Source organism: Vibrio sp. V31_P5A7T61, assembly GCF_009904895.1.
In the GTDB taxonomy this organism is placed as follows: Bacteria; Pseudomonadota; Gammaproteobacteria; order Enterobacterales; family Vibrionaceae; genus Vibrio; species Vibrio metschnikovii.
This window is the reverse complement of record NZ_WXWI01000025.1, coordinates 84,573-101,183: the sequence shown is the minus strand read 5'-3', so window position 1 is coordinate 101,183 and position 16,611 is coordinate 84,573. Positions and strand designations below refer to the sequence as shown.

Sequence of the window (16,611 nt, the reverse complement as noted above, 5' to 3'; positions counted from 1 at the left end):
GTTTTATTGATTATCGTCATGTCAATACTATTGGGGGGATGACGATACTATCCTTAGTTTATTACGGCCTTTCGGCCAACCACGAAAAGTGCAATTGGTTGTGTATTACTTTATAGCGTTTGCATAAAAATACAAATGGCAATTGTCTATTTTGAGCCAGTAAAACAGCCAATCGGTTGAACTCCTAATCTTGTTCACAATTAAGGCATCATAACGTTATGAAATTGCATTTTTATGTTTCATTTTTGGTAACGAAAAATAACGACTATTTATTGATGATGAGAAAAATAGGATGAAAATTGGGGAATAATTTTGCTTGAAAAAGCACACCGATTCTCCATTAAGAATGACTTACTAGGAAAACATTGAGGCAGCCAATGGCTGCCTCAATGTTGTTATCGATAAGAAAAATTTCTCTTATTTGGCTGACTTTCGTTTGTCCGTCACTTGCCAGTGACCATCGTCATAGATTGCCGTCCAACCGGAAGGTTTACCATTTGCTTCCGTGCGTACGTAATGCTCTTTACTCTTACGACTAAACCGTACCACCGCAGCAAGCCCATCGGGATCATGAGTGGGAGCCGTCGCTAGATATTGGTACTTTTCAGGTAAACGTTGTTTAAAACGCTGTAACTCTTCAACAAGAGGCGCCCGTGTTTCACGAGATTTCGGAAAATTACTGGCGGCTAAGAATAGTCCAGAAGCACCGTCACGTAGCACAAAATAGGCATCTGAGTTTTCACACGGCAGTTCAGGGAAATGAACCGGATCTTCTTTAGGAGGAGCAACTTCGCCGTTTCTCAATATCTTTCGAGTGTTCTTACAGTTGTCATTGGTGCAGTCCATGTACTTACCAAAACGTCCAGTTTTTAACACCATATCTGATGAACATTTATCACACTCAACAACGGGACCGTCGTAACCTTTAACTTTGAACTCACCGGTTTCAACGACATAACCTTCACAGTTTGGGTTATTACCGCAAACATGTAGTTTACGTTGACCATCAATTAGATAAGCGTCCATCGCCGTTTCACAAATCGGACAACGTTTTTTCGCTCGTAACGCTGCCGTTTCGACATCTTCCTCAAGAACATTGATAATGCCATCTTCATCGCCCAAATTAATCGTCGTTTTACAACGTTCTTTCGGAAGCAATGCATAACCTGAACAACCGAGGAAGACCCCAGTTGAAGCCGTTCTGATCCCCATAGGACGAGAACAGGTTGGGCACATAATATTAGTCATGACAATATGGTTAGGCTTCATACCACCGTGATCTTCGTCCTGCTCGGCTTGCTCTAAATCACCACTAAAATCAACGAAAAAGGCATCCAATACTTGTTTCCAATTCGCTTCACCCTCTGCAATTTGGTCAAGTTTTTCTTCCATCCGAGCAGTAAAATCATAGTTCATTAGATCAGTAAAACTACCATCGAGACGATCGGTCACGATTTCGCCCATTTTCTCTGCATAAAAACGGCGCTGATCAACTTTCACGTAGCCACGATCTTGAATGGTAGAAATGATCGACGCGTAGGTCGATGGACGCCCAATACCACGCTTTTCTAATTCTTTGACTAATGCGGCTTCCGTAAAACGTGCTGGCGGTTTGGTAAAATGCTGCTTAGGATCAAGTTTCTCAAGAGTAAGTACTTCACCGACTTGAACTGCGGGTAAAATTTGATCTTCATTTTTACCGAGTGGACGCTGTACGCGAGTCCAGCCATCGAACTTCAAAATCCGTCCTTTCGCTTTCAACGTATACTCATCTGCTTTAACACTGATGGTGGTTGAATCGTACTGGGCGGGGGTCATTTGACAAGCGACAAATTGATTCCAAATCAGAGCATAAATCTTATGTGCATCCGCTTCCATCCCTTGTAAGTCATCGGCTTTGACATTAACGTCGGAAGGACGAATCGCTTCGTGCGCCTCTTGAGCCCCTTTCTTGCTACCATAGACAATCGCTTGTTGTGGCAGATACTGTGGACCAAATTGCTGCTCGATAAACTGACGGGCTGATTCTACCGCCTCGCTACTTAAATTAGTCGAGTCAGTACGCATATAAGTAATGTAACCCGCTTCATACAAGCGTTGTGCCAACATCATGGTTTTCTTCACGCCATAGCCTAAACGTGTACTGGCGGCTTGCTGAAGCGTTGAGGTGATGAAAGGTGCACTAGGCTTACTGCTGGTAGGTTTATCTTCGCGTTTACAAACTTCAAAGCGCGCTTTTTGTAACACTGAAAGTGCGGCTTGAGTTTCAGCCTCATTGGTCGGCTTAAAAGCAGAGCCCGCTTGTTGAGCCACCATCAAACGAAAATCATCTTGCGTACTGGTTTTTGTGTCCGCATGAATATCCCAAAACTCTTCAGGAATAAACGCTTTGATCTCACGCTCACGCTCAACGAGGAGTTTCACCGCTACCGACTGCACACGACCAGCAGAAAGGCCACGAGCCACTTTTTTCCATAATAATGGCGAGACCATAAAGCCTACAACGCGATCCATAAAACGACGCGCTTGTTGAGCATTAACGCCATCCATGTTCAGCTCTCCCGGTTGCTCAAAGGCTTGCTGAATGGCATTTTTAGTAATTTCGTTAAACACTACCCGCTTATAGCGCTCTTCATCACCACCGATGATCTCACGTAGGTGCCAAGCGATAGCTTCTCCTTCGCGATCCAAATCGGTTGCGAGATAAACGCAATCGGCGTCTTTAGCTAATTTCTGTAGCTCAGCGACCACTTTTTCTTTGCCTGGGAGAATTTGATAGTTCGCTTCCCAACCTTGAAAAGGATTCACTCCCATTTTCTTAATCAGAGCGGTCCGTTCTTTTTCTTTTTTTAAACGCTCTTTTTCTTCCAAAGAAAGTGCTTTATTCGCTGCTGGTGTCGCTTTTTTAGCCGTGGTAGTAGTTTGACCTGCCGTAGGCAGATCGCGGACATGACCGACACTAGACTTAACAATAAAGTCTTTACCAAGGTATTTATTGATTGTTTTAGCCTTGGCTGGCGATTCCACTATAACGAGTGATTTACCCATAATTTGATTCAAATGCCCTTAATCACACTGCGAGTAATAAATCGCATGATGTTCTAAAAATATTGCTTCTTTTTTTACTATCGAGCCAGTTAAGCAGAAGATCAACCTGTTTTTGAAAAAAAACGCTTGTTTGCTCGACAAATCGACGAAACAGCATTCGCAAGACAAAATTAGCCTCATAGTAAAGAGAGTCTGTTTTAGGCGCGACCATTAATCTAGAAAATATGTTGTTAATCACAAAATCAGGCAAAATTGTCTTTTATCCATTTCCTGTTTATGATCATGGTTTTTACATGACACAATTCTACAATCACGTTATCAATTGCTAGACAGTCGTTATCTACTGGGCAGCAGCATAGAGAAACGTAATACCGAGAGCAAGTAAATCAAAGAACAACCTAAAATAAAGAGAACAATATGCAGACCAAACAACCCATCAATGAATTCGATTTATTACTCATAGCCAATCAATTAATTCAAGAACACGATAGCTATATAGAGGGAATGCGCACGACCAGCGTAGAAGAAAAAGACGGCGTATTGGTATTTAAAGGTGAGTATTTTCTTGACCCTCAAGGTCTGCCAAGTGAAAAAACAACCGCCGTTTTTAATATGTTTAAATATTTAGCTCATCATCTTTCAAAACAATTTACCCTTAAAAAACAATAAAAGCCTCTATATTGAGGCTTTTTCCGTAGTGACGCTGAACATTTATTTTCCTAATTAACTCAGTGAGATAACTGGGAAAATTTCTCAAAATAATCAGGAAAAGTTTTTGATGTACACTTTGGATCATTAATCGTCACTGGTGTCTCACCAAGCGCGACTAAAGAAAAGCACATCGCCATGCGATGATCGTCGTAGGTATCGATTGTCGCATGTTGTAAATGACTTGGCGGGGTGATGATAATGTAGTCCTCACCTTCTTCGACCTGAGCACCAACTTTACGCAGTTCTGTTGCCATCGCGGTTAACCGATCGGTCTCTTTAACTCGCCAATTGTAAACATTACGAATCGCCGTTGACCCTTTAGCAAATAGAGCCGTCGTAGCAATCGTCATCGCAGCATCAGGAATAGCATTAAAGTCTAAATCGACTGCAGTTAACTCTCCACGACGAGCAATCACATAATCGTCTCCCCATTCAATTTGTGCGCCCATTTTCTCTAACGCATAAGCAAACTGGACATCGCCTTGAATACTATTTTTACCAATACCCGTTACTTTAACTTGACCGCCTTTTATCGCGGCAGCAGCAAGAAAATAAGAAGCAGAAGAAGCGTCGCCTTCAACCAGAAAATCACCAGGAGAAACATACGATTGACCGGTAGGAATCACAAATTTCTGATAGTTGTGATTGATCACCTGAACACCAAATTGTTGCATCAGATGTAACGTAATATCGATATACGGTTTTGAAACTAACTCGCCTTCAATATCAATAGTCACGGTGCCTTCTGCTAATGGTGCCGACATTAAGAAGGCCGTTAAAAATTGGCTGGAAATAGAACCGTCAATCGAAACATGACTCGCCTTTAATCCGGTTCCTTGAATACGCAATGGAGGATAATGCTCATTTTCCAAATACTCGATATTTGCCCCCGCTTGACGCAAAGCCTCCACCAAATGGCCTATTGGTCGCTCTTTCATTCGTGGCTCACCCGTGAGAACAAACTCACCACGCCCCAAGCACAATGCTGCAGCCAATGGGCGCATTGCCGTCCCGGCATTACCGAGAAAGAGTTCTTGTAAACCATCGATTACAAAGGGTTGACCTAACCCCTCTACTTCACACTGTGTTTTATCCGCTGAAAGCCGATACTTAACACCCAATTGGCTCAATGCATTGAGCATATGGCGGATATCATCACTGTCGAGTAAATTGGTTAAGCGTGTCGTTCCAGTGGCTAATGCGGCTAACAGAAGCACTCGATTTGAAACGCTTTTTGAACCTGGCAAATTAACTTCACCATTAATATTTGCAATAGGCTGTAAGGTAAGACTTTCCATTAAACGTGTATTTCCTTGCACTGTCATCATAACCATTAATATTGAAGGCAGTAAAATTCTTGATACTGGCAGACTAACCAAAATCTTTTATCCTCGCTAGTCTTTATCCCTCGCTCAATACAAAAAATCTTGCTTATCTTTCTTTATCCACTCTCACACCATCTGAGAAGTACAAGATTCTTACTAAATCACCTCGGTTAAAGATCATTTGGTTATCGAGATCTTGAATAACATCAATCAATTGACCATCGTTCGTTCTAATCAATAGCTCAACCAATTTATACTCAATAAGATGAGTTTTATTTCCATGATGATGAGCAACACCCGCACCAGCTGCTGCGCCAACCGCCGTGGCAACTTGTTTACCTCGACCATCACCAAACTGATGACCGACAAGGCCTCCAACTACCGCACCAAGCAATGTTTCCCAGCCCTTTGATTTTGAATGTATAATCTCTTGCTGGGTAATATAACGGACGGTTTCTACTTGCCCAAAAACGACATCATTAACCGGTCTCGCCTGATTTCGTTGATACGCAGCATTGGCAAACAGAGGAAAAATCAATAAGATCCATATCCACTTTGTCATTTTTTACTCCTATTAGGATAAGTTGGTTAAGTAATGGCACTCTATCTCACTGAATTAGCGAGTGATAATTTCGATTTCCCCTCGCCTTTACTTGCCTCAGATGAGCCTAATGGCCTACTGGCTTTTGGTGGGAGCTTGCATCCCGATCGTCTTATTTCAGCTTACCACAATGGTATCTTCCCATGGTATGGCCCTGGCGAACCCATTCTTTGGTGGAGTCCCTCCCCACGTGCCGTGTTTTTTCCTAAGACCTTTAAACCAGCAAAAAGTGTGCAAAAATTTCAACGTAAACACATTTATCGAGTCAGTTTAAATCATGATACGGCACGAGTGATTGAATTATGTGCAGCAGTACGTCCTGCTGAGCAAACTTGGTTAAATGCGGATATGCGTTCATCCTATCAACAACTTGCCAAGCAAGGCATTTGCCATTCCGTTGAAGTGTGGCGTGATGATACCTTAGTGGGTGGGCTATACGGCATTCAAGTCGGGCAGCTCTTTTGTGGTGAATCGATGTTTAGTTTAGCTGATAACGCATCAAAAATCGGTTTTTGGTATTTCTGTGTCCATTTTGCACGCTGTGGTGGGCAATTAATCGATTGCCAAGTCATGAACCCACATCTTCGCTCATTAGGTGCCGTTGAATTACCACGTGACCAATTTTTAGATTCATTGCTATCCTTAAAGCAAGGTCAGGTAACAGATCACTGCTTTCAACCTCAATGGTTATCTCTTACCGTTAACGACTCATCGAAGGAGTCGCTATGAGTTCTGATTTACAGCAAATACGCATTGGTTTAACCAATAATCATCCCTGCAGTTATTTAGCCGATCGTATGGAGCGAGTCGCCGTTGCAATGGAGCCTCACATGCAGAGCCCAGAAAACTATGAGCTACTGCTAGCCAATGGTTTTCGACGCAGTGGTGACATTATCTATAAGCCTCATTGCGATCATTGCCAAGCTTGCCAAGCTCTGCGCGTATCAGTGAGTGAATTCACCCCATCGAAAAGTCAAAAACGCCTGCTCAAACAAGTACAATCTCGTTATCGGTGGCAATTAAAACCAGAGATGGATCAAGATTGGTTTACGCTCTATTCTCGTTACATCGAAGCGCGTCATAACAGCGGTACTATGTATCCTCCTCGTCGTGATGAATTTGCTAAATTTGCTAATTCGGACTGGTTAGATACACAATACTTACATCTCTATTTGGATGATCAGTTAGTCGCTGTCGCTATCACCGATATTCTCCCGAGTAGTGCGAGTGCATTTTACACCTTCTTTGATCCCGATAGTTCCCTATCCTTAGGAACATTGGGCGTTCTTAGTCAACTTGAGCTTGCTAAAACCATGAACAAACAGTGGCTTTATTTGGGATATCAAATTGATGAATGCCCAGCGATGAACTACAAAGTACGCTTCAGAGCACATCAAAAGCTAGTCAAACAGCGTTGGCAAGGGTAGAATACGCCCCAAGTTTACATATTGATTTTTTAACGGCAAAATACGCCGTTGATTATTTTTCGCCAAATTTCTAAAGAGGATTAAATGGCTAAAGAAGACGTAATTGAGATGCAAGGCACTGTCCTTGATACTCTTCCAAATACAATGTTCCGTGTTGAGCTAGAAAATGGTCACACAGTGACGGCTCACATTTCTGGTAAAATGCGCAAAAACTATATCCGCATTCTTACTGGAGACAAAGTTACTGTCGAGATGACACCGTACGATCTCTCTAAAGGTCGCATCGTCTTCCGTGCTCGTTAATCACTGATTTTCGAATGCAACAAAAACGGAGCTTAATGCTCCGTTTTTGTTGCCTGAGAGTGAATCATGGATCGGGTGATACACGGATAACAAAAAGCGCACGATACTCTGTGCGCTTTTTTATTAACTTAATTTCATTCAATCGTGAGTTTCGCTGAGCAAAGGATTACGCTTAATGAGCGACCTTTTCACGAGAACTCATATACTGAAACGTTAATTGATCATCAGCTAAATCCACTTTGACCGTTCCACCTTCGACTAACGAACCAAACAGTAATTCATTAGCCAATGGTTTTTTCAACTGATCTTGAATCACTCGACCCATCGGGCGAGCCCCCATGTCACGATCATACCCTTTCACGGCTAACCAGTGGCGTGCATCTTCTGACACTTCAAGAGAAACACCACGAGCATCAAGCTGCACTTGTAGTTCAACAATAAATTTATCAACGACTTGGTGAATCACTCGCTCATCAAGGCTATTGAACCAAATTACATGATCCAAACGGTTACGAAACTCTGGCGTAAAGACCTTCTTGATCTCCGCCATCGCGTCATGGCTGTGATCCTGCTGAATCATACCAATTGATTTTTTAACTGTTTCCGCAACCCCTGCGTTGGTCGTCATGACTAAGATAACGTTACGAAAATCGGCTTTACGGCCATTGTTATCGGTTAGCGTCCCATTATCCATCACTTGGAGTAATAGGTTAAATACATCGGGATGCGCTTTTTCTATCTCATCCAATAACACGACAGCATGAGGATGTTTAATCACTGCATCAGTCAATAATCCGCCTTGGTCATAACCAACATAACCAGGAGGCGCACCAATTAAACGACTCACCGAGTGACGCTCACCATATTCCGACATATCAAAGCGCAGTAACTCGATACCAAGCAACTTAGATAGCTGAACAGTGACTTCAGTTTTACCGACCCCTGTTGGGCCTGCAAATAAGAAGGAGCCGACAGGGCGATTTTCCGCACCCAATCCTGCACGAGTCAGCTTAATCGACTCGCTCAACACTTCAATAGCTTTGTCTTGACCAAATACCAGCATCTTCATCTTCTTATCCAGATTTTTCAAAATATCTTTATCTGAAGAAGACACTGACTTTTCGGGTATACGAGCCATTTTAGCAACCATGGCTTCAATTTCTGCCACACCGACCGTTTTTCTGCGTCGATTTGCAGGCATCAATCGAACTCTCGCCCCAGCTTCATCAATGACGTCAATCGCTTTATCTGGCAAGTGACGCTCGTTAATGTATTTAGCCGAGAGCTCCACCGCTGCGCGTAACGCTTTATTGGTATAACGAACATCGTGGTGAGCTTCATATTTTGGTTTTAAGCCCATCAAAATTTTTGTTGTATCATCGATGGAAGGCTCGACAACATCAATTTTCTGGAAGCGACGGGATAACGCACGCTCTTTTTCGAATATGGTGTTGTATTCCTGATAAGTCGTTGAGCCGATACAACGTAGCTTACCACTACTCAGCAAAGGTTTGATTAAATTAGCCGCATCAACTTGTCCGCCAGAAGCGGCTCCAGCACCGATGATGGTATGAATTTCATCGATAAATAAAATTGCATCTTTTTCTTTTTCTAACTGTTTTAGAATGGTTTTAAAACGTTTTTCAAAATCACCACGGTATTTGGTCCCGGCTAATAACGAACCAATATCTAAAGAGTAGATCACGCTATTTTGAATGACTTCAGGCACTTGCCCTTCAACAATCCTCCACGCTAAACCTTCAGCAATCGCAGTTTTACCTACTCCGGCCTCACCCACTAATAAAGGGTTATTTTTGCGACGACGACATAATACTTGAATAGTGCGCTCAAGCTCTTTATCTCGGCCGATTAGAGGGTCAATTTGGCCTTGTTTGGCAAGCTGATTTAAGTTGCAAGCAAAGCTTTCTAAACGTTCATCAGAATTTGATTCTTCAGGGCTACTGCTACCAAAAGCATCCCCTGACGAATCTTCGGCACCAGATGTTTTCGTGATGCCATGAGAAATGTAGTTAACAATATCGAGACGGCTGATATCGTTCTTTTTCAATAGGTACGCCGCGTGAGATTCTTGCTCACTAAAAATGGCAACCAGTACGTTAGCACCCGTGACTTCACTGCGACCAGAAGATTGAACATGGAAAACAGCGCGCTGTAATACACGTTGAAAACTTAATGTAGGCTGAGTTTCGCGTGTTTCATCGTTATTAGGAATTAAGGGTGTAGTTTGATCAATAAACTGATCAAGCTCGCGACGTAAGTTATCGATATCGGCTTGACAAGCGACGAGTGCATCCTTCGCTGCATCATTTTCTAATAATGCAAGTAGGAGGTGCTCGACGGTCATAAATTCATGTCTTTTATCTCGCGCTCGAGCGAACGCGCCATTGAGACTCGATTCTAGTTCTTTGTTAAGCATAAGGCCTCCTTGAGGAACAACCAGATTGTTGTTGCAAGTCTAAGCTTGCTCCATGGTACACAAGAGGGGATGCTCATTTTCTCTTGAGTATGTCGCTACTTGTGCCACCTTCGTCTCTGCTACCTCTGCAGTATACGTGCCACAAATGGCTTTTCCTTCATAATGAACTCTCAACATGACTTGCGTCGCTCGTTCCATGTCCATTGAAAAGAATCGAGCCAGTATTTCGATGACAAAGTCCATCGGAGTATAATCATCGTTATTGAGTACCACATGATACATTGCCGGGGGTTTAACCGCGGTTTTCTCTTTCTCCAGTAAGTCAGAGCCTGGAGTGACCCATTCAAAATTTCTACTCATAACCGTCGTATTTAGGAGCGTTTCTCGTTGTATTACTCATTGTTACCCTTTTCATCAGCGCAGTAAATAAACTTTACTGGTGGCTTGCTCAGGTGAAAAACAACCCTTACTTAGAGACTAATCTAGCAATGGTATCGCTGCAAATAAAACCTCACTTTTCCGGTTATCCGCTAGGTTTAAATGTGTAAAATTCACCCACCACTATGCACCAGATATCACATTATGCATTGCTATTTGCAAATCAAATTGCATTTATCCACACGCTAAATTTCTCATTACATCATCTTACGTTAATAACCCCTTCAATCGATCAACTGAGATCTGGAGGGAAATCCTAAACAACGCATCTATCTTTTAGCGATTGAGGATCACATTATCAATGCGGCTGAGACACTATCAATACCACAACGCCAGCGTGTATTTGATAAATATGCGTTTAATAGCAGGCTAGTTAAGTGATTTACCTATAAAAGTGACGATTTTTATGTCTTTTTACTATTGACTGCGCTCAATCATTGGCTACATTGGTCAATTAGTGACTAAAAATTTGGCAGCGGCTAAATGGTTATTCACTTAACAACCGCTTCGCTAACGGAATAAAAAGCGAAGATTGATGCCTTTTTTATTGGAGGCTGTCGATAAACAAGGTAAGCGTTAACAACATCAGTAATACAATGCATGAGGGATGTATAGCATGGCTACAGGTACAGTAAAATGGTTCAACAACGCTAAAGGATTTGGTTTTATTTGTCCGGAAGGCGGAAATGAAGACATTTTTGCTCATTATTCAACGATAAAAATGGATGGCTATCGCACATTAAAGGCGGGCCAACAGGTTGCTTATGAAGTGGAACAGGGCCCTAAAGGCTATCATGCGAGTAATGTGGTACCGATTGAAGGCCAACCAAGTAAATAATTCGCTGCCAACTTGTGTCTAAAACTAACCCGCCTTTCGGCGGGTTTTGTTGTTTAAGCGCGGTCAATAATCTTATTTAACGTCTGGCTAGGACGCATCAAAGTAGACGCCTTGGCAAACTCAGGGGCGTAATAGCCACCTAAATCAGCCGGCACGCCCTGCGCCTGATTAAGTTCTTGAATAATCTGTTGCTCTTGCGCCTTCAATTGCTGAGCAATGGGAGCGAACTCCGTGGCTAAATCACTATCTTGCTTTTGCTCAGCGAGCGCTTCCGCCCAGTAAGTAGCAAGATAATAATGGCTGCCACGGTTATCTAACTCGCCGACTTTACGTGACGGTGATTTGTTATTATCTAAAAACTTGCCTGTTGCTACATCCAAGGTATCAGCCAATACTTGGGCTTTCGGATTACCCGTGACCACACTCAGATGCTCCAGTGAGGCAGCAAGAGCGAGAAACTCACCCAAAGAATCCCAACGTAGGTGATTCTCTTTCTGCACTTGTTGTACGTGCTTCGGTGCAGAGCCACCCGCTCCGGTCTCAAACAGACCGCCACCGTTCATTAGCGGAACGATGGACAGCATTTTCGCTGACGTTCCTAATTCAAGGATCGGAAATAAGTCAGTCAGATAATCACGCAGTACATTACCGGTTACTGAAATGGTGTCTTTGCCTTCTTTCATGCGCGCCAAAGTGTAGAGTGTAGCTTGTACTGGCGACATAATTTTGATGTCTAGACCATGGGTATCGTGATCCGGCAAGTATTGCTTAACCTTTTTAATCAGCTCAAGATCGTGGGCGCGAGATTCATCGAGCCAAAATACCGCTGGCACTCCCGTTGCGCGAGCACGATTAACGGCTAATTTAACCCAATCTTGAATCGGTGCATCTTTCACTTGGCACATACGGAAGATATCACCCGCTTCGACAACCTGTTCAAGCAATACTTTACCTGATTGATCAATGACTTGCACAACGCCATCAGCATCAAGGATAAAGGTTTTGTCGTGTGAACCATATTCTTCGGCTTTTTGTGCCATTAAACCAACGTTAGGCACACTACCCATGGTGGTAGGATCAAAAGCGCCATTATCACGACAAAAATCAATCACCGCTTGATACACCCCTGAGTAGCAACGATCAGGGATCAACGCCTTAGTATCTTTTTGTTTACCATCCGGTCCCCACATTTGACCTGATGAGCGGATCATCGCTGGCATTGAAGCATCAACAATAATATCGCTTGGCACGTGTAAATTGGTGATACCACGATCTGAGTCAACCATCGCTAACGGAGGTTGAGTGGTGTATACCGCTTGAATGGCAGACTCGATTTCTTCACGCTGCGCTTGTGGTAAGGTCTTAATTTTAGCGTAAACATCGCCAAGACCATTATTAACATCAACACCGAGTTGATCAAACAGCTCACCGTATTTAGCAAATACATCTTGGTAATAAACTTTAACCGCATAACCAAAAATCACCGGATCAGAGACTTTCATCATCGTCGCTTTGAGATGCAAAGAAAGCAAAATATCTTGCTGTTTAGCTTGGGCGATCTCTTTTTCGTAAAACGCCACTAAAGCCTTCTTATTCATCACGCTGGTGTCGATAATTTCTTTATCCAGCAAAGCAAATGGCTTTTTCAAAGTTTTACGAGTGCCATCATGAGCAACAAACTCAATCGAGACCTGAGTGTCACCGGTAACCGTTAACGATTTTTCACTGCCAAAGAAATCTTTATCATCCATGCTCGCCACGTGAGAACGGGAATCTTTCGACCAAGCGCCCATTGAGTGCGGGTTTTTCTTGGCGTAATTTTTCACTGATGTTGGCGCACGACGATCCGAGTTACCTTCTCGTAGTACTGGGTTTACCGCACTGCCTTTAATTTTATCGTAAGTGGCTTTGATCGCTTCCTGCTCGTAAGTGCTCGGTTCTGCAGGATAATCGGGAAGATCATAACCTTTGTCTTGCAGCTCTTTTATCGCGGCTTTCAACTGAGGAATCGACGCTGAGATATTTGGTAGTTTAATAATATTCGCCGCTGGGGTTTGTGCTAACTGGCCCAACTCAGATAAAGCATCGCTGACTCGTTGATTCTCTTTCAAGTGTTCAGGGAAGCTGGCAAGAATACGCCCGGCTAACGAAATATCTCTGGTCTCAACACTGATCCCTGATGATGCCGTAAATGATTGAATAATTGGCAGTAATGAATACGTCGCTAACGCCGGCGCTTCATCAGTGATGGTATAGATGATGGTTGGTTTTTCTGTAGGCATGAACTTTCCCTTTGTTCTAACCGCACTATGGGATGAAATAGTACGATGTGAATGTCCGTGAACAAGCTAGTTTTACATCCTCAAAACTTGGCCACGTTTGTCTCACTATTATAAGGTTAACTCTCACGATGGATGTGCTGGTTGAGTCTCACGGTGAGAAATTCTCTATTGGCTATAATTAAACAAAAACAAGATAATAGTCTATCATTCCGTCGTTCAATCTTGTTTTCAGGCGCGCAAAGCATAGCCTATTTCTGCGTCAGATAAAACATTCAAACACAACTCATTTACATATTTGCAAGGTGCTTAACATGTCATCCCGCTCACGTCGTACGCTTTCCGGTTCCTCAACGACCAGCGCACCTGCGCAATTCAAACGCGCCGAACGCCCTAAACTCACTGAAAGACCCAGCTTCAAGCGAAAGAAAATCGCTTCCGTACCACGATCGCCTGACGAACGAAAAGTCATCGCCTTTAATAAACCTTACGATACCTTAAGCCAATTTACCGATGGTCAAGGCCGACAAACACTGGCTGATTTTATTACGATAAAAGACATTTATGCCGCCGGGCGACTCGATCGTGATAGCGAAGGATTAATGATCTTAACTAATGATGGCGTATTACAAGCAAGATTAACTCAACCTAAAGCTAAAGCGCCAAAAACCTATTGGGTGCAAGTTGAAGGGCAACCACAAGAAGCCGATTTAGAGCAGTTGCGCCGCGGTGTGACGCTTAAAGATGGCCCGACGTTACCGGCTCAGGTTGAGATTATCGAGCCACCACTGGTATGGGAGCGCCATCCACCAGTGCGCTTTCGGGCGGCAATCCCCACCACGTGGTTAGCGATTACCATTATTGAAGGCCGTAATCGACAAGTACGACGCATGACCGCTTACATTGGTTTTCCCACTCTACGCCTGATTCGTTATTCGATTGGTAACACAACTCTAGAAACGCTCCAACCCGGAGAATGGCGCGAAATCGATCTGTAAATAATTGTCTGACCATGCTCTGATGAGAGGCATGGTCAGATTGTGATTACTGATGACGCTGCTTTAATTTATCAATCACATCACTCAGGGCTAAGCCTTGGTCTTGTAATAGCACTAACAGATGATAGATAAGATCCGCCGATTCACTGATCAGCTCCGCCTTATCACCCGTCGCCGCCGCAAGCGCGACTTCAACCCCTTCTTCACCGACTTTCTGCGCAATGCGCTTAGTGCCGCTCGCGTAAAGGCTAGCGGTGTAGGATGACTCAGGATCGGCAGATTGACGAGCCGCCAATAATTGCTCAAGTTGATGAAGCCAAACCATTTGTGATTCTTCTTGGCTATCGTCGTCCCAGCAAGTCGTGGTGCCAGTATGACAAGTCGGACCAATCGGATTAACCTTGACTAACAGGGTGTCTTGATCGCAATCGAGGGCCAAATTTCTTAGGTGTAAAACATGGCCAGAGGTTTCTCCTTTGGTCCACAAGCGCTGTTTGGAGCGCGAATAAAAAGTCACCTGCTTAGTAGTTAGTGTCACCTCAAGCGCTTCTGGATTCATGTAACCCATCATCAATACTTGGCTAGAGTCAAAATCTTGCACAATCGCAGGGATAAGACCATCGACCTTTTGCCAATCAATGCGCTCAACCAGTGGCCGCTCAGTTTGTTTCGTTTGGCTCATCGTCTTACCTCTATCTGTTGTTGATGTAAATATTGCTTCAACTCACCAATATTAATGATTTGTTTATGGAATACCGATGCCGCGAGCGCGCCATCAACGTTGGCAACTTGAAACGCATCGGCAAAATGCGCCATAGTCCCCGCGCCACCTGATGCAATCAGCGGCACTTGGCATACCGCACGGATCATTTTCAGCTGCTGTAAATCATAACCATTACGCACCCCATCTTGATTCATCATATTGAGTACGATTTCTCCCGCGCCGCGTTGTTGGACTTCTTGCACCCAATCTTGCGTTTGCCACTGCGTGGCTTTAGTGCGCGCTTCATCACCGGTAAATTGATAGACCTGATATTGCCCCGTTGCCTGATCAAAATAAGAATCTATCCCGACCACAATACACTGCACACCAAATTTGTCCGCTAATTGAGTGATCAAGTTAGGATCAGCTAACGCCGGTGAGTTAATAGAAACTTTGTCAGCACCAAACTCTAAGATCCGCGCCGCATCTTGCGCCGTTTTAATGCCGCCAGCGACGCAAAAAGGAATATCAATGACCTCAGCAACTTTGGCAACCCAGCTTTTATCCACCACCCGTCCATCACTGGAGGCAGTGATATCATAAAAAACTAACTCATCGGCACCTTCTTGTGCATAACGCTGAGCGAGTGGCACAATATCACCAATAATCTCATGGTTACGAAACTGGACCCCTTTCACGACTTGCCCATCACGCACATCTAAACAAGGAATTATTCGCTTTGCCAACATGAAAATGCCTCCTGAGCGGTAAATTTGCCATCCAATAATGCTCGACCGACAATCACACCCGCCACGCCACTGCCTTTAAGTGCAGCAATATCAGCGAGGTTGCCAATCCCCCCAGAAGATTGAAACTGGACCTGAGGGTAACGCTGACATAAATCGATATACAACTCGACATTGGAGCCATTTAAGGTGCCATCACGGGCAATATCGGTACACAATACATGCCGCAAGCCGACAGTGAGATAATCGTCTAGTAGTGCTTCAATGGTTACCCCAGAATCTTCTTGCCAGCCAGAGACCGCCACTCGGCGTACGCCCTCTTGATCAATATTGATGTCTAGGGCGAGGACGATTTTCTCAGCACCATATTTTTCCATCCACTGCTTGACCAACTGCGGCTGCTTCACCGCTGTCGAGCCGATAACCACACGCTGCGCTCCAGCCGCCAGTAAATCGATAACGTCTTGCTCACTGCGTACACCTCCGCCAATTTGGATATTGGCCGGCGTACTGGCTAATAGCTTACTGATCAGCTCAAGCTGCCGTGCTGAGGTATCTTTTGCACCGGTTAAATCCACTAAGTGCAGCCAGTTGGCCCCAGCTTGGTGATATAAATTAAATTGCTCAACGGGGTCCACTTTGTATTCAGTCACTTGGCCGTAATCACCTTGGTAGAGGCGTACCACCTGACCATCAATTAAATCTAATGCGGGAATAATCATCACTTATCCTTAATGCTGGCTGAGTCCATCGACTA

The 16,611-nt window shown here is 43.9% G+C and carries 15 protein-coding genes; 6 read left to right on the top strand and 9 right to left on the bottom strand.

Annotated elements, in window-relative coordinates; translation table 11 throughout:
• Positions 1-417: 417 nt before the first annotated feature.
• Entirely contained in the window at positions 418-3,048 is a 2,631-nt protein-coding gene (topA, locus tag CAG58_RS05375; RefSeq protein ID WP_161429851.1) for a type I DNA topoisomerase, read from the bottom strand.
• A 417-nt stretch (positions 3,049-3,465) separates the two neighbouring features.
• On the opposite strand from topA, the gene CAG58_RS05370 reads away from it, so the two are divergent.
• Positions 3,466-3,717: a YciN family protein gene (locus CAG58_RS05370; protein ID WP_158138553.1), complete on the top strand. Its 252-nt coding sequence runs from the start codon at positions 3,466-3,468 to the stop codon at positions 3,715-3,717.
• 59 nt (positions 3,718-3,776) lie between these two features.
• Here the strand turns inward: CAG58_RS05370 and aroA are convergent, their stop codons facing one another.
• A complete protein-coding gene (gene aroA, locus CAG58_RS05365; RefSeq protein ID WP_161426218.1) occupies positions 3,777-5,057 on the bottom strand; it encodes a 3-phosphoshikimate 1-carboxyvinyltransferase in 1,281 nt (426 codons plus the stop codon).
• 133 nt (positions 5,058-5,190) lie between these two features.
• Entirely contained in the window at positions 5,191-5,646 is a 456-nt protein-coding gene (locus CAG58_RS05360) for a glycine zipper 2TM domain-containing protein (protein ID WP_040904237.1), read from the bottom strand.
• A 33-nt stretch (positions 5,647-5,679) separates the two neighbouring features.
• Here CAG58_RS05360 and aat point away from each other — a divergent pair, with 33 nt between their 5' ends.
• The 3 genes from aat to infA all read left to right on the top strand — a co-directional run bounded on the left by aat (position 5,680) and on the right by infA (position 7,415).
• The gene (gene aat, locus CAG58_RS05355) at positions 5,680-6,414 is read left to right on the top strand and encodes a leucyl/phenylalanyl-tRNA--protein transferase (protein WP_161426217.1); all 735 of its coding nucleotides are present in this window, start codon (positions 5,680-5,682) and stop codon (positions 6,412-6,414) included.
• Positions 6,411-7,112 (top strand): arginyltransferase, encoded by a 702-nt coding sequence (locus CAG58_RS05350; protein WP_161426216.1) that lies wholly within the window; start codon positions 6,411-6,413, stop codon positions 7,110-7,112. Before aat ends, CAG58_RS05350 begins: the two co-directional genes overlap by 4 nt.
• Before the next feature lie 84 nt (positions 7,113-7,196).
• Positions 7,197-7,415, top strand: coding sequence for a translation initiation factor IF-1 (infA, locus tag CAG58_RS05345; RefSeq protein WP_004395079.1), 219 nt, complete (start codon positions 7,197-7,199; stop codon positions 7,413-7,415).
• Between the two features lie 172 nt (positions 7,416-7,587).
• On the opposite strand, the gene clpA is transcribed toward infA, so the two are convergent.
• On the bottom strand, positions 7,588-9,852 hold the full coding sequence (gene clpA, locus CAG58_RS05340; RefSeq protein WP_040904235.1) for an ATP-dependent Clp protease ATP-binding subunit ClpA: 2,265 nt from the start codon (positions 9,850-9,852) through the stop codon (positions 7,588-7,590).
• 39 nt (positions 9,853-9,891) lie between these two features.
• The gene (gene clpS, locus CAG58_RS05335) at positions 9,892-10,212 is read right to left on the bottom strand and encodes an ATP-dependent Clp protease adapter ClpS (protein ID WP_040904233.1); all 321 of its coding nucleotides are present in this window, start codon (positions 10,210-10,212) and stop codon (positions 9,892-9,894) included.
• Between the two features lie 694 nt (positions 10,213-10,906).
• Here clpS and cspD point away from each other — a divergent pair.
• Entirely contained in the window at positions 10,907-11,128 is a 222-nt protein-coding gene (gene cspD, locus CAG58_RS05330) for a cold shock domain-containing protein CspD (protein ID WP_004395077.1), read from the top strand.
• A 53-nt stretch (positions 11,129-11,181) separates the two neighbouring features.
• On the opposite strand, the gene CAG58_RS05325 is transcribed toward cspD, so the two are convergent.
• Positions 11,182-13,410, bottom strand: coding sequence for an NADP-dependent isocitrate dehydrogenase (locus CAG58_RS05325; RefSeq protein WP_161426574.1), 2,229 nt, complete (start codon positions 13,408-13,410; stop codon positions 11,182-11,184).
• A 311-nt stretch (positions 13,411-13,721) separates the two neighbouring features.
• Here CAG58_RS05325 and CAG58_RS05320 point away from each other — a divergent pair, with 311 nt between their 5' ends.
• Positions 13,722-14,405 carry a pseudouridine synthase gene (locus CAG58_RS05320; RefSeq protein WP_237665982.1) on the top strand — a complete coding sequence of 228 codons (684 nt, stop codon included), beginning with the start codon at positions 13,722-13,724 and terminating at the stop codon, positions 14,403-14,405.
• A gap of 46 nt (positions 14,406-14,451) precedes the next feature.
• Here the strand turns inward: CAG58_RS05320 and hisIE are convergent, their stop codons facing one another.
• Genes hisIE through hisA form a run of 3 tightly spaced genes read right to left on the bottom strand, consistent with a single transcriptional unit; the run spans position 14,452 to position 16,576 of the window.
• Positions 14,452-15,087, bottom strand: a complete 636-nt coding sequence (hisIE, locus tag CAG58_RS05315; RefSeq protein WP_161426575.1) for a bifunctional phosphoribosyl-AMP cyclohydrolase/phosphoribosyl-ATP diphosphatase HisIE — start codon at positions 15,085-15,087, stop codon at positions 14,452-14,454.
• Positions 15,084-15,857, bottom strand: a complete 774-nt coding sequence (hisF, locus tag CAG58_RS05310) for an imidazole glycerol phosphate synthase subunit HisF (protein WP_154167915.1) — start codon at positions 15,855-15,857, stop codon at positions 15,084-15,086. Before hisF ends, hisIE begins: the two co-directional genes overlap by 4 nt.
• Entirely contained in the window at positions 15,839-16,576 is a 738-nt protein-coding gene (gene hisA / locus CAG58_RS05305; protein ID WP_161426576.1) for a 1-(5-phosphoribosyl)-5-[(5-phosphoribosylamino)methylideneamino]imidazole-4-carboxamide isomerase, read from the bottom strand. The genes hisF and hisA overlap by 19 nt, the downstream gene beginning before the upstream one ends.
• Positions 16,577-16,611 lie beyond the last annotated feature (35 nt).